This is a genomic window from Flavobacterium sp. (assembly GCF_027482425.1).
GTDB lineage: Bacteria > Bacteroidota > Bacteroidia > Flavobacteriales > Flavobacteriaceae > Flavobacterium.
In genome coordinates this window covers 1-13,957 of the sequence record NZ_JAIXWA010000057.1, presented here as the reverse complement: position 1 = coordinate 13,957, position 13,957 = coordinate 1, and the positions used below count along the sequence as shown (strand labels likewise).

At 40.7% G+C, this 13,957-nt stretch carries 12 protein-coding genes; 3 read left to right on the top strand and 9 right to left on the bottom strand.

What is annotated here, in order from left to right:
* Positions 1-40 precede the first annotated feature (40 nt).
* The gene (locus tag Q0037_RS08365; protein ID WP_297517184.1) at positions 41-1,051 is read left to right on the top strand and encodes a serine hydrolase; all 1,011 of its coding nucleotides are present in this window, start codon (positions 41-43) and stop codon (positions 1,049-1,051) included.
* Between the two features lie 252 nt (positions 1,052-1,303).
* Entirely contained in the window at positions 1,304-1,756 is a 453-nt protein-coding gene (locus Q0037_RS08360; RefSeq protein WP_297517183.1) for an archaemetzincin, read from the top strand.
* Positions 1,757-1,803: 47 nt separating this feature from the next.
* Here the strand turns inward: Q0037_RS08360 and Q0037_RS08355 are convergent, their stop codons facing one another.
* The 9 genes from Q0037_RS08355 to Q0037_RS08315 all read right to left on the bottom strand — a co-directional run bounded on the left by Q0037_RS08355 (position 1,804) and on the right by Q0037_RS08315 (position 11,975).
* Complete coding sequence (locus Q0037_RS08355; RefSeq protein WP_297517182.1) at positions 1,804-2,556, bottom strand: Asp/Glu racemase; 753 nt, start codon at positions 2,554-2,556, stop codon at positions 1,804-1,806.
* 133 nt (positions 2,557-2,689) lie between these two features.
* The gene (locus Q0037_RS08350; protein ID WP_297517181.1) at positions 2,690-3,598 is read right to left on the bottom strand and encodes a fumarylacetoacetate hydrolase family protein; all 909 of its coding nucleotides are present in this window, start codon (positions 3,596-3,598) and stop codon (positions 2,690-2,692) included.
* Complete coding sequence (locus Q0037_RS08345; protein WP_297517180.1) at positions 3,595-4,692, bottom strand: retropepsin-like aspartic protease; 1,098 nt, start codon at positions 4,690-4,692, stop codon at positions 3,595-3,597. The genes Q0037_RS08350 and Q0037_RS08345 overlap by 4 nt, the downstream gene beginning before the upstream one ends.
* A 102-nt stretch (positions 4,693-4,794) precedes the next feature.
* The gene (locus Q0037_RS08340) at positions 4,795-5,907 is read right to left on the bottom strand and encodes a cupin domain-containing protein (protein WP_297517179.1); all 1,113 of its coding nucleotides are present in this window, start codon (positions 5,905-5,907) and stop codon (positions 4,795-4,797) included.
* A gap of 61 nt (positions 5,908-5,968) precedes the next feature.
* Positions 5,969-6,940, bottom strand: coding sequence for a carbon-nitrogen hydrolase family protein (locus tag Q0037_RS08335; RefSeq protein WP_297517178.1), 972 nt, complete (start codon positions 6,938-6,940; stop codon positions 5,969-5,971).
* 5 nt (positions 6,941-6,945) lie between these two features.
* Positions 6,946-7,365, bottom strand: a complete 420-nt coding sequence (locus Q0037_RS08330) for an acyl-CoA thioesterase (RefSeq protein ID WP_297517177.1) — start codon at positions 7,363-7,365, stop codon at positions 6,946-6,948.
* Between the two features lie 109 nt (positions 7,366-7,474).
* Positions 7,475-9,073 (bottom strand): AMP-binding protein, encoded by a 1,599-nt coding sequence (locus tag Q0037_RS08325; RefSeq protein ID WP_297517176.1) that lies wholly within the window; start codon positions 9,071-9,073, stop codon positions 7,475-7,477.
* Between the two features lie 6 nt (positions 9,074-9,079).
* The gene (locus tag Q0037_RS08320; protein ID WP_297517175.1) at positions 9,080-11,365 is read right to left on the bottom strand and encodes a bifunctional salicylyl-CoA 5-hydroxylase/oxidoreductase; all 2,286 of its coding nucleotides are present in this window, start codon (positions 11,363-11,365) and stop codon (positions 9,080-9,082) included.
* Between the two features lies 1 nt (position 11,366).
* Positions 11,367-11,975 carry a flavin reductase family protein gene (locus tag Q0037_RS08315; RefSeq protein ID WP_297517174.1) on the bottom strand — a complete coding sequence of 203 codons (609 nt, stop codon included), beginning with the start codon at positions 11,973-11,975 and terminating at the stop codon, positions 11,367-11,369.
* A gap of 201 nt (positions 11,976-12,176) precedes the next feature.
* On the opposite strand from Q0037_RS08315, the gene acs reads away from it, so the two are divergent.
* Positions 12,177-13,957: acetate--CoA ligase (acs, locus tag Q0037_RS08310; protein ID WP_297517173.1), on the top strand; the 1,781-nt coding region annotated here is incomplete at its 3' end.

The following is a 13,957-nucleotide window of genomic DNA, read 5'->3' as shown; positions in this document are numbered from 1 at the left end:
TAATACGCTATTTTTGTGATTTTAGAACCCAAATTAAAAAATGACCCGAATCTTAAATTTTAAAATTAACTTTAAATACGTTTCTGTATTAGTATTTATCTCAGTTATAGCCACTTACTTTATCACCCAACATTTTTTTATTGAAAAAACAAGTGAAACCTCTACTGATGTAGCAAATACGATACAGGTGAAACGATTGGAGGGGTACCGTTTTGTTAAGCCGTTATTGTATGTCGATCAAGTTGAATCTTCGGATTTGGCCTCTATGAAATCAGAAATTGAAAATATCATTCAAGCCTTTCAACAAAAAAATGTATTAAAGTCTGCGTCAGTATATCTCAAGGATTATAATTCCAATGAATGGATAGGAATCAATCTAGAGGAAAAGTATAAGCCCGGTTCGCTTTTAAAAGTACCCGAATTGATTACTTTTTTAAAGATGAATGAAAAAAATCCTGGGGTATTGGATAAAAAGATTCTTTTCAATAAAATTTACAAAGCTGATAAGAAGCCTTTATTTACTTCAAAATCGATAGAATTTGGAAAATCCTATTCGATACGAGAATTGTTGTATTACATGATTGTTTATTCCGACAATAATGCCACCTATCTTTTGAATGAAAACATCGATGTAGAACTATTTAAAAATGTTTTTACTGATTTAGGGTTGTCCGCTCCTGATTGGAATGCCACAGATTATTTTATTACTTCCTACGAAGTTTCCTTGTTTATGCGAGCCTTATATAATGCCTCCTATCTTACGATTAAAGACTCTGAATACGCGGCTTCTTTATTGAGTAAATCCGAGTTTAAGCAAGGTGTTTTAGCAGGGATTCCCTCAAACAATGATTTTTTTCACAAATTTGGAGAAGCGGGTGATGCAATAGAAAAACAGTTGCATGAAACCGTCGTCGTTTACACCAAAAACAAGGCCTACTTACTCACTATTATGACAAAGGGAAGTGATTTTAAAACTTTACCTGAGGTTTTGAAGCAAATTTCAGCTGCTGTATACCGTAATTTAGAGGGACAATCACCAGAAGCTTTATAATCTTTTTTGGTTATTTGATTTGTAAAAATTGATTTTTTTTTTGTGGCCTAACTTTTGTAGTTTTTAGTTCATGAAAAAAAAGATCACACTTGTACTTTGCAGTTTGTTGTTAATTACTTGTCACTCCAAACCTGAAACGATTTGCGTGGGTATTCAATGCTATAGCGATTTTCCCGCATCTTTGTGTGATTCAATTCGAGAAAAAGTAGAAGGTTATTATGGCGCAAAACCGTTTTACTCCCTCAGATCGACTTGCCCTCTTCAGCATTAAGTTTCAAGAAATCAACGCGGTATCAAGCACAAAAATTGATTAAATTCCAGCTTGAAAATTGTCCTGACACTTTGGATTACATTCTCGGATTAACGACAAAAGATATTTGTGTCACAAAACGCGATAAAAGGGGACGTATTCTAAAGCCCGAATGGAAATATACCGATTTTGGGATCATGGGATTGGGTTATCGGCCTGGGAAATCTGCCATTGTTTCAACATTTCGTCTTAAACATTCGAATCCTAATCTTGTACTTGATAGAGCAAAAAAAGTTGCTATCCATGAGTTTGGTCATAACTTAGGAATACCCCATTGTCCTAATTCACATTGTGTGATGACTGCCGCCAAAGAAAAAATAAGCACCATCGATAATGAGTCCTTATTTTTATGCACGGATTGTAAAAGACTAATGCAGTTAAACGTAAAAGCCTGAATCTCTTCAGGCTAAACTCATAATTCAAAACTCATCATTCTTTACTATCAATAGTTGCCATTCAACAATTCCCCACCAATGGTCGACTTCGCTTCAATGCCTAACTTTTTCATCATTTCATAGGTCGTACAAACCGCTGCCGAAGTAACCGGGATTCCACATTCAGCTTGTATTTGATCAATCGCTTCCAACGATGGCATTTGCACACAAGCCGACGCCACCAATACATCGACATCGGTCAAATCCAATTGCTTGTAAATTTCCAACAAATTCAACGGATTTTGTGCCGCCACTTCTAGATTATCTGGAATTTCCAAGGCTATACTTTCTTTTACTTTAATGCCTTGATGTTCAATGTAATCGACTACTTTATCTGTAAGTGGTCGCATGTAAGGCGTGATAATCGAAATTTGTTTCGCTCCCAAAACCTTTAATCCATTGATCAATGCGCCTGCCGATGTGACAATCGGAGTAGGGAAGCCGTTGGCAATGGTTTCTTGGTGTAAGTTCACTTCTGATACACAATGATAGCCGCGTCCCATACTCATAATGGCCACCAAACAGGCATAGCCCATCACATCAACATGCGCATCCGAAAGTTCGATCGCACATTTCAAACTCATCGCATCCATAGCAGCGAGTTCTTCTTGGGTTACTTTTTTCATGCGCATTCTACTGCTATGAAAGGTAAAACGTTCCGGTAAAATCGTTTGTCGCGCATTGAAAATCGCCGGTATCTCGGTCTCCATCGTCACATTTGACGACGGAACAATTTGTCCAATTCTATATTTTTTACTCATTTTTAAACTTCTTCTATAAACTAAATCCTTAATTACTGCCTAATGAACACTGCAAACTGATAAGGGCAATGCCTCCGGCCCAGGCTCTTCGCGGTACACGGTACCTTGCTTCGATCCCTATTGCAATCCCTGCTTAGATCTCTTTTACGGTATTACTAATGGTGCCGATTCCTTCTACCGTTGCTTCAATTATATCTCCATCGTACAACCATTCTTGCGGATTCCGACCGGCACCCACACCCGCAGGCGTGCCAGTAGCAATAATATCACCAGGTTCAAGAGTAAAAACGGTACTTAAGTCTTCTATCAAATCGTTGATAGTAAACAACATTAATTTTGTATTGGAATGTTGCTTTTCAACACCATTCACTTTCAAACTTAGGTTCAAGTTATGCGGATTCTCGATTTCGTCTTTGGTTACCAAATAAGGCCCCATCGGTGCAAAGGTGTCTTGTCCTTTTGATACAATCCATTGGCCTTCACGACGGCAATCCCGTGCTGAAATATCATTGATTACCGTGTATCCAAATACAAGATCCATCGCTTCAGCTTTGGGAATATATTTCCCTGTTTTGCCGATGACTACCGCCAATTCCACTTCCCAGTCTAACTGCGAGGTGAGCTTTGTATTTTTAATTACTTCGGTTTTCGTTGCCGTAACCGTAGTCGGTGGCTTAGAGAAAATAATCGGTTTTTGAGGAAGTTTTCCAGTCGTATCTAAGCTACGCGCACTTTCTGCCACATGTTCGGTATAATTCAATCCAATTCCAATAATATTTTTTCGAGGTCTCGGAATAGGAGCGAGTAGGGTAACTTCTTCAAAAGGCACCCCTATTTTTGTGATGTATTCCTTTGGGGTATCGGCAATTAAATCGTTGATTTCGTCGACAACTTCAATGCCCATATCAATCAAGTCGAGCATATCATCGGGTAAAGGAAAATTGGCTACTTCGCCAAAATCTTCCATATCAATGACTAAATCGTTAAATAAAAATCCCAAACGGGCTTCATCATTTTGATACGTGTAGGTAACTAATTTCATTTTGTATTGCTATTTATGATAACCGTTTCACCGGTGTTGTTTTTTATTTCTATTTCTAATGAAGATTGCGTTTTTATGGACTCTTTTAGGGCAACTACTTCACAAATTTGAAGGGTTTCTAAGATATAATTGTCTATGCGGAGTATAGGATTTCCAAACTGAATTTTTGACTCAAGTGATTTTTCCCAAATAATTCCGACAACTAATTTTTGATCGATTAAAGTGGGGGTGAAGCGGGGAGGTTTTTCTGTAAATGCATGTTGTGCCGGAGCTTCGTAATACCATTTTTTCTTATGAAAATCTAACGTTACTTTTCCTAATTTGAAGGCATCAAGTCCAATACGTGAGTTATCATCATCAGTCGTTTCAGTGATAATGTTGGTAAAAGTTGTTCCGTTGATTTTCATTTTTTGAATCTGAACCAAACGGTGGGGGGTTGGTTCTGATTTTTCAAATAATCCTAAAGAAACCACACCGGTTGTTTCAGCGAGTGTTTTTACGACTTCTCTTTTTTTGAAGTCTGCATACACTCGATTTGATAAGTCATAAAAACCATCCATACCGGTATCGAGTAAAGCAAATTCACTTCCTTCATTACATCCTTCACTTTGATGTTCCAATGCAATATAAGGAGCTAATTGTTGGCCAACTAATTGCATTGCAAAGCCTTTTGATGACGGTGAAAACGACTTGACCGTATGCGATATTCGTAGTTTTTTCGCCGCATAATCTACTTGCAATACTGCATTTTTAAAAAAGTTGCTACCCACAAAGCCATCCAAACGGTAACATTTCAATACCGGATGATTATCTAAATCTACCACAATAGCTACTCCTTTCTCAAATTGTAAAGACCCCAAACGCATTTCTGGTAAGGGAACTATTTCCATGTTTTGGGTCTTGTTATTGGCGTCCACCACATTAATATCCTTCTTTGTAGTTGGGTTGATTGTATTTGCCACACGTTTGGAAATAATATTGGGAGCTCCTGTGTCAAGTAAAAACCGATACGATTGACCATTTATGTTTACAGGAACTACAATTTTTCCATGTTCTAATTCAAAACTGATTTCCTCTACAAACTCTTTTTGCACTATTTTCCCAGCATCGAGTTTGAATTCCTGTGCCCAATTCTGCCCAATCCCCAAAAGCATACAGCCAATTACAATCCACTTTTTCATGTACTTTTATTTAAATTAGAAAATGATTTGATGTCCATTATTTTCGATAAATATTCGATCTTGATACAAGCCTAATCCTTCAATTACGGGTAAGTCATTGAAATGAAACAAACACGCATCTTCACTATCGGAGGCATTGTGATGTTCGTGCCACGCCCATGAAGGCACACAAAAAATATCGCGTTCTTTCCAATCGTAGCGCTGGCCATTGATAATAGTATAGCCGCTCCCTTTCGCACATTGGTACACAAAAGACCCGGTATGTTTGTGGGCTTTTCCATGAAACCCTTTGGGTAACAATTGCATCGAAGCACTCATGGTTTGCATGACATGTCCCCCCGTTATTGGATTACTATATCGCATGTGTATCCCATCAAATGGATCAATCGGATTCACGTCCAAAGCTTCTAATAAAGCGGGATAAACTTTGCTCCATGAATATTTAAAAAGGGGAGAATACGGCTTATCCCATTGCACATCGGCCGGAATGAGTCCGACACCACTGTAAGTTTTCGGGGAGTAATTTAACGGCATTTCCAACGGTTGTTTGCCATCAAACACTGCATAATCATTGGCTTCAAGTGCATTCACTAACGGAATATCCAAACCATCTTGCCATATACAGGTTTGCCCATCGGCTTCTACGCCATGCTCGTGCCAAGTAGAGTTGGGGGTAATCACAAAATCGTTGACTTCGAGCATGATTTTATTGCCGTCTACCACGGTGTAGCCTTTGCTGCCTTCCATAATAAAACGCAGCGCAGAAGCACGATGACGGTGCGCCGAAGTGGATTCTCCGGGACGGGTAACCTGAATTCCAGTGTATAACCAACCCACAGCTGCAGAAACGTCTTTTCGTTTGTCGTTTACCAAGTATACCACACGACGGCCTGCTTGTTCGGGTGTAACGAGTTCGCTCGATTTGAGTACCAACGAACGTAAATCGTCGTATTTCCATAGCATGGGCACGGAATTCGGACGCGGCTCCCAGGGTTCGATATCGTTGGCAACGGTCCACAAAGCACCGGCGCCTAACGTTTCTAACTCTTTGTAATAGGCTTCGAGTTCGGGCGTATCGCTCACGCGTGCTCTCCCGTATACATCATCGGAATAGTGTTGCTCTTCCATGGTTTTTTATTTTTGGAGACCTAAGCGTTTTTAATACCTGCTAGGTCTTTAATTATTGCAATTATTCATTTTCGTTCTCATCCACAAAAGTAATCTTTCGAGTGGGAGCAACATTCACGCGTAAATCAAAAATATCAAAACGGTTGTAATGCCCTAAGATATCATGCATTTGTTTGGGTTGGATGCATTTTGCCAAATCGATTTCTGCATACACAATCCCTTCATCGTCAATTAAAGGCGTTCCGATTACCGCTCCATTGGGTCCTATAAATCCTGAGAATGCCGAACTTTTTCGATCCAACAAGGCATCAATATTGGGAACATCAGCCCGTAAAGTATCCTTGATTTCTTGGGAAATGGTCGAACAGGAAACAATGGTGAACAATTTCCCTTCAAAGGAATGGGCCGCTGCACGAATTTTTATCGCCTCCGCCATGTCATAATCGGGTGGGGCAACGGGAAGCGAAATGTAATTAGCAATATGTACCAATTCGCCTTGCGTTAATAGAGTAAATCGCGCCAAGGTATTGGTGTTTTCGCCACAGGCTAGAGTTCCCAGTGGTCCTACTTCGGTATTGTATACTTTTAATGACGAACCATCCCCTGAAGTCCAGGTTAATTTTTCCGCCCAAGTGGGAACCAATTTACGGTGTTTCCCAAATATTTTTCCTTGGTTATCGATGATTAAATTGGTGTTATATATTTCACCAAAACTCGTTCCACGTTCGTTAATTCCGATTACGATATGCATATTGTAATCCCGTGCTGCTTGGTACAAGGGTTGCATTTCGGGATCTTCAACCGCTACTGAATTTCGGTACAGTTGCTCATACCATGCGCTGCCTTGCACAGGGGTCATCACCCAATTCCAATAGGGATAGCCCGCTACAAAAACCTCAGGGAATGCAATCAAGGTTGCACCATTTTCATGGGCCTCTTTAATAAAACGAATGGCTTTATCAATTGTTCCTGAAACATCTAGAAAAACGGGAGCCGTTTGTACCGTTGCGGCTTTAAATTTTTTAAAATCCATAGTTCTTATTGCAAGTAGTGTTCAATTTTAGACTTCATGGTTTCGTTAAAAGCTTCCGAACTAATGCTAGTGCGGTCTTCCGTGATTTTCACATTTACTAAGGTGACTTCGCCTTCAAGCACAGTTTTTTGTTGTGTATTTTCGAATGTAAAACCACATACCATAGAAGAATTACGCAATTCCTTTACCCATAGGTGTTTGGTGATGGTTTCACCTAGACGCGCCGGACTCTTAAACTGAACTTTTAAATCGACTGTAGGGATGCCGTTGGTTTCATGCATTAAATGAAACGGGCGGTCTAGGGCTTCTTCAAACCAATCTTCGACCAAGGCATTGAGCATTTCTAGAAAACGGGGGTAAAAAACAATCCCAGCATAATCAATATGTTGGAAGCGAATTTTTTCTTTTTTAGTAAAATAGTTCATGGATAGTACTTGTTTTAGCCCTGATTGAAGCGGCATCCTCGTAGCGAAGCGGAGAGATACAGCGGAAAGCAGGAAATAGCTCCAAAAAAGAAAGCTATTCAAAGATACATTAATCTTGATTTTTAAGTTTGAAACGTTGAATTTTTCCTGTTTCAGTTTTGGGCAACGTCTCCACAAAATGAATCACACGCGGATATTTATAGGGAGCAGCTGCTTCTTTGAACCAGTGTTGTATACGATTCTTCAATATATCCGACGCTTTAGATGGATCTTTTAGAACAATGTAAGCGCAAACCAACATGCCGCGTTCCTCATCGGGTAGTCCAACCACAGCGCACTCCGCAATAGCCTCATGTCCGGTCAAGACACTTTCGACCTCGATGGCCGCAATATTATAGCCAGAGGAAATGATCATGTCATCGCCACGCGCCACAAACCAGTAATAACCGTCTTCGTCTTTTCGAAAAATATCTCCAGTTACATTCCAACCATATTGTACATATTCGGCTTGTTTGTCAGGTCGGTTTAAATATTTACAACCGGTAATACCGCGCACGGCCAATCTTCCGGGTGTGCCATCGGTGATTTCAGTTCCGTGCGCATCAATAATTTTGGCTTCATACCCAGTGATGGGTAAGCCCGTAGCGCCGGGTTTCATGTTGGATTCATTCGAAGAAATGAAAATATGCAGCATTTCCGTCGCGCCTATCCCGTCGATAATCTTGAGTCCGGTGGCATCAAACCAATCTTGCCAAACCTTCAACGGAAGTGTCTCCCCTGCGGATACGCATTTGCGTAAACTGGAAATATCGTATTCGTGTACTTTACCCGTAATCACACGCCAAGCGGTAGGAGCAGTAAAGCAAATGGTAATTTTATGTTCTTGAATTGCCTGTAATAAAAGGTCTGGACTGGGTTTTTCTATTAAAAAAGTGGAAGCCCCGTAGTACAATGGAAACAACACTAAACCTCCAAGGCCAAAGGTAAATCCGATAGGTGGACTTCCGATAAAAATATCGTCTGGATTGGGTTGAAGCGAATACGAAGGGAAGGCTTCACAAATGTTGAGAATGTCCTTGTGAAAATGCGCAGTCATTTTAGGTAAGCCCGTGGTTCCTGAGGTAAATCCGATTAACGCTACACTTTCAGAATGGGAATGATAGTTGTCAAAAACGGGTTTGTATTTGGTCATTAAGGTTTCCAATTGACCATTTCCAAAATAGCACACCGATTGCAAATAGTTACTTTTTACCAAATGCATTTCTTCTTCTAAATCGTCGGCACAGAAAGCATGCGAAATTTCAGCACAGTCGATGATGGTGGTTAATTCTTTGGAACGTAACAAAGGCATAGTGGCCACTACCACACCGCCAGCCTTTAAAATAGCAAACCAACAGGCGACCATCATGGGGGAATTGGCGGAACGAATCAACACCCTATTTCCCGATTGGAGTCCGAAGTCATTGACTAAAACCTGTGCAATTTGATTGCTTTTGTCATATAAATCCTGATAGGTCCAAGTCGATTCAAAGGTGCGTAAACAGGGATGATTTCCTCTTCCTTCGCGTATATGCTGGTCTACCAATCGATCGACACAATTTAGCATTTGAGGATGTTGAAATTGAGGTAAGTCCAAAAAGGCATAGTTGGGTTGTGCCGAAAGTTCGGGCAAATGATCATGAGCAAACGTATCGGTGTAGTGTTTCATGACGGTTTATTTTTTATTACTCTTTGGTTTCAAAGCCCGTTTCATCGATTCCATTTGTTTGCGTTCAGCTGCTTGAAAGGGATACAAATGCGAAGTGCCTGCAAAATACGAATCGGGAATATCTGCGGGTCGGAAATTCTCATACGCTTGCGCATGACGCACAAAATAGGGATCCAACAACAACGGTCGGCCCAAAGCGACTAAATCAGCGCGTCCATTGAGTAAAATGGTATTGATTTGATCGATATTTTGAATGTATCCTGTGGTAATCGTTGGAATGTGAATAGTATTGCGAATGGCATCCGAAAAAGGCGTTTGCCACATGCGGCCGACCAATGGTTTTTGATGACTAACAGTATTTCCGGTGGAGACGTTTATAATGTCGGCTCCTGCTTTTTTAAAGGCTTCGGCAATAGTTAACACGTCGCTTTCGATAATGCCCCCTTCAGCCCAATCGCAAGCGGAAATGCGAACTGACATGGGTTTTTCTTTTGGAAAAACGGCACGCATGGCTTCAAAGACACGAAGGGGAAATTTCAATCGGTTTTCTATACTGCCACCAAATTCATCCGAACGCTTATTGGTTAATGGCGAAAGGAACGAAGCGAGTAAAAATCCGTGATGGGCTTGAAGTTCGATAAGGTCAAATCCAGCTTGATTGGCCTTTTGTGTCGCTTGTACAAATTGCTCGGTGATCACCTCCATATCTGCAATCGACATGGCTTTGGGTGTAGGCATTCCCTCAGCAAACGGTAGGGCAGAAGCAGCTAGCAATTCCCATGGGTTTTCAAGAGATTGGTTCGCACCTTCACTGGGGCGTTTGGTAGCGCCTTTCGGACCCGAGTGACCCAATTGAATTCCAATTTTTGCTGCCGTATTTTGATGGATGAAATCGGTAATTCGTTTCCAGCTATCGATATGATTTTGAGTGTACAAACCAGCACAACCTAAAGTAATCCGGCCTGCAGTTGAAATAGCCGTCATTTCGGTGAGAATGAGTCCGACACCTCCTAAAGCACGGGATGTATAATGTTGAAAATGCCAATCGTTGACTAACCCATCTTCCGCACGATATTGTCCCATAGGTGCCATGACGATGCGATTCGGCAACATAGTATTTCGTAGTTGAAATGGATGAAATGCGGCAGGTTTTGCCTCTTCATTTCCGTTAAATTCAGCTACAACTTTGTCTGTAAAAGATTTGTCCCGAATCATTAAGTTTTCAAATGTCACTTTCTTTGAACGGGTCATGCAACCGAATGCGAATTGATAGAATGGATGTTGACAATGACGGTCCATATGCTCAAACCAATCTAGAGAAACAGTAGCAGCATATTGAATCATTTCCACCGTATTGCGGCGTGTTTGTTCGTATTGTTGGAAAGCCGCTTGTACATTATTCGGATTCGCAATCACGGCATCGGAGAGACCTATCGCACAATCCATAGCCAATTTTGTCCCTGAACCGATGGAGTAGTGGGCGGTAGCTTTGGCATCGCCGAGTAAAACAATATTGTTATAAAACCATTTTTTATTGGTCACATGTGGAAATTGACGCCAATGTGATTTATTTGAAATGAGTCCATGTCCGTCGAGCTCTTCTTTAAAAATCGCTTCTATTTTGGCAATGGTATCGGCTTCGTTGGTCACTTCAAAACCGTGTTTTTCCCAAGTTTCGTTTGTACATTCAAAAATCCAGGTACTCATCCCAGGTTCATATTGATAGGAATGGGCAACGATGGTTCCAAAGGGAGTTGATCGAAAGAAATAGGTAAATGCGTCCAAAGGTTTGGTCGAACCCAGCCACACAAAGCGGTTGCTTTTGAGTTCGATATGTGTACCAAATTCCTCTGCATATTGCGAGCGAATCGCACTCCCAATACCATCAGAAGCCAAAATGATATCTGAATCGGCAAATTGGGACAAGTCGTCTACATTTTGTTCAAAATGCAAACGTATGCCTTCTTCAGTACAGCGTTGATATAAAAGTTTCAATAAGGTTTTACGGGAACAGCCACAAAATCCGTTGCCCGCGATACTCACTTCTTGTCCGTCACGAGCAATAATAATATCATCCCAATAAGCGAAATTGGAGCGAATTAATTCGTAGGATTCCATGTCTCGTTTCAGGAATTCACCCAACGTTTCATCGGAGAATACGACCCCAAATCCGAAACTATCATCGGGTCGATTACGTTCGTAAATATCGATTTCACAGTGGGGTAGTGCTTTCTTAGTTAGAATCGAAAAATAGAGTCCGCCAGGACCGCCACCGATTACAGTAATTTTCATGCTAGGAATTTCGTTTTATGGCGAATTGTTCGCCCAGTTTAGCATAGTTGGCTCCCGCCAAACGTGCCACAGGTTTATAGGTTTCCAAGTTAATTTTGTAGTTATCCAACAATACTTCATCTGCATAATGCATCATGACCACACGACCGATAAGCACACAAGCGCCGCCTTGTTGGTGTCCTTCTAAAAAATAATGATGCACCAATTCACATTCGAGGTGGATCGGACTCTCTTTCACCCGCATGGGTCTAATTTTTACCGAAGGAATAGGCGTGAGGCCCGCGTGAGCAAACTCATCGACTTCGGGAGGTAGTTTGTCCGAAGTGGCATTCATTTGTTCGACAACCGCTTCTGTAACCATATTCACCACAAATTGTTTTGTAGTCAAAACATTGTTTAGGGTATCTTTATTGGAGTTATTATCCCGACGGGTGGAAAACATCACATGGGGTGGATCATCACCGAGAAGATTGAAATACGAAAATGGTGCTAAGTTGTTGATTCCTAGTTCATCAATCGTGGAAATCCAACCAATCGGCCGTGGAATGATTGTTCCAGTTAACAGCTTGTAAATTGCGGATTGTTCCAACTTTTCAGGATCAAATAGCATGTTTTGAATTTTCACACAAGATAAAAAAAAGCATTGAAAAAAATAGAAATATTTATAGCGCATGTCATAATCAAACAAAAGAAATTAATTTATGCCCTTAATTTTATATGATAAAGTAATTAAACTAACCTCAACTTATTTTTTTTGCATACTCATAGAATGGCTATATTTACATAACCCAAAAGATAAAACTTTGTTACAATGAGTTATTACAAAATAAATAATCTCGAGCATTATTTTAAAATGTATAAAAAATCCATCCGTGAACCCCGAAAATTTTGGGACCGTATCGCGGATGAAAATTTTATTTGGTATCAAAAATGGGACAAAGTTCTGGAATTTGATATGCAGGAAGCGGACTTTAAATGGTTTGTGAATGCAAAAGTAAATATTACTAAAAATTGTATCGATCGTCATTTAGCCAAACGTGGAGATAAAACAGCCATTATTTTTGAACCCAATAATCCTATCGAAGAAGCACAACACATTTCCTATAATGAATTATACGCACGTGTTGCCAAAATGGCCAACGTTTTGCGGGACCTAGGCATAAAAAAAGGCGACCGTGTATGCATTTACTTACCGATGATTCCCGATTTGGCCGTAGCGGTTTTAGCTTGTGCTCGTATTGGAGCCATTCACTCGGTGGTTTTTGCCGGATTTTCAGCCTCAGCAGTAGCGGCTCGTATTCAGGATTGTGAAGCCAAAATGGTGATCACTTCCGATGGTGGGTATCGCGGTGATAAGACTATAAATTTAAAAGGAATTGTCGATGAGGCCTTGGAGAAATGCCCAACGATTGAAACCGTTTTAGTGGTACGTCGTACGAATCAAAAAGTGGTCATGAAAGAAGGACGAGATTTATGGTTGCAACCTTTATTAGAGAGCGCTATTCCTAACAATGTAGCCGAAATCATGGATGCTGAAGATCCATTATTCATTTTGTACACCTCAGGTTCAACAGGCAAACCCAAAGGAATGTTGCACACCACTGCGGGGTATATGGTGTATACCGCTTATACCTTCAAAAATATTTTCAATTACGAAGAAAACGATGTGTATTGGTGTACCGCCGATATCGGTTGGATTACAGGACACTCCTATATTTTGTATGGACCGCTCTTAAATGGTGCTACAACGGTGATTTTTGAAGGTGTTCCTTCGTATCCCAATTTCAGTCGTTTTTGGGAAGTGATTGAAAAACATAAAGTAAATCAATTTTACACCGCGCCCACAGCGATTCGTGCATTGGCCAAAGAGAGTTTAGATTACGTGCAAAAGTACCCGTTATCTTCCTTGAAAGTAATTGGTTCTGTAGGTGAGCCCATCAATGAAGAGGCATGGCACTGGTATAATGATCATGTAGGTGGAAAACGTTGCCCTTTGGTCGATACTTGGTGGCAAACCGAAACAGGAGGTATCATGATTTCGCCGGTTCCATTTGTAACCCCCACAAAACCCACCTATGCCTCGTTGCCTTTACCCGGTATCCAACCGGTATTGATGGATGAATTGCGTAATGAAATTGAAGGTAATCAAGTAACGGGTAGTTTATGTGTCAAATTCCCCTGGCCGAGTATGGCACGAACCATTTGGGGTGATCACCAACGCTATAAAGAAACTTATTTTTCAACTTTTCCTGGTAAATATTTCACGGGCGACGGCGCTTTGCGTGACGAAGTGGGCTATTACCGAATTACCGGTCGTGTGGATGACGTGATCATTGTATCGGGTCATAATTTGGGTACAGCGCCCATTGAAGACGCGATTAACGAACATCCAGCGGTAGCCGAGAGTGCGATAGTAGGCTTTCCACATGAAATCAAAGGGAATGCGATGTATGGTTTCATTATTTTGAAAGAGATAGGAGAGACTCGTAACCGTGAAAACCTTGCTAAAGAAATTAACCAATTGATTTCTGATCAAATCGGACCCATTGCCAAATTAGATAAAATTCAATTTGTAAGTGGATTGCCGAAAAC

Excerpts from the sequence above, each read along its gene's own strand:
- Q0037_RS08365 (WP_297517184.1), top strand. The coding sequence starts at position 41 with ATGACCCGAATCTTAAATTTTAAAATTAACTTTAAATACGTTTCTGTA.
- Q0037_RS08355 (WP_297517182.1), bottom strand. The coding sequence starts at position 2,556 with ATGAGTAAAAAATATAGAATTGGACAAATTGTTCCGTCGTCAAATGTG.
- Q0037_RS08350 (WP_297517181.1), bottom strand. The coding sequence starts at position 3,598 with ATGAAATTAGTTACCTACACGTATCAAAATGATGAAGCCCGTTTGGGA.
- Q0037_RS08340 (WP_297517179.1), bottom strand. The coding sequence starts at position 5,907 with ATGGAAGAGCAACACTATTCCGATGATGTATACGGGAGAGCACGCGTG.
- Q0037_RS08335 (WP_297517178.1), bottom strand. The coding sequence starts at position 6,940 with ATGGATTTTAAAAAATTTAAAGCCGCAACGGTACAAACGGCTCCCGTT.
- Q0037_RS08330 (WP_297517177.1), bottom strand. The coding sequence starts at position 7,365 with ATGAACTATTTTACTAAAAAAGAAAAAATTCGCTTCCAACATATTGAT.
- Q0037_RS08325 (WP_297517176.1), bottom strand. The coding sequence starts at position 9,073 with ATGAAACACTACACCGATACGTTTGCTCATGATCATTTGCCCGAACTT.
- Q0037_RS08320 (WP_297517175.1), bottom strand. The coding sequence starts at position 11,365 with ATGAAAATTACTGTAATCGGTGGCGGTCCTGGCGGACTCTATTTTTCG.
- Q0037_RS08315 (WP_297517174.1), bottom strand. The coding sequence starts at position 11,975 with ATGCTATTTGATCCTGAAAAGTTGGAACAATCCGCAATTTACAAGCTG.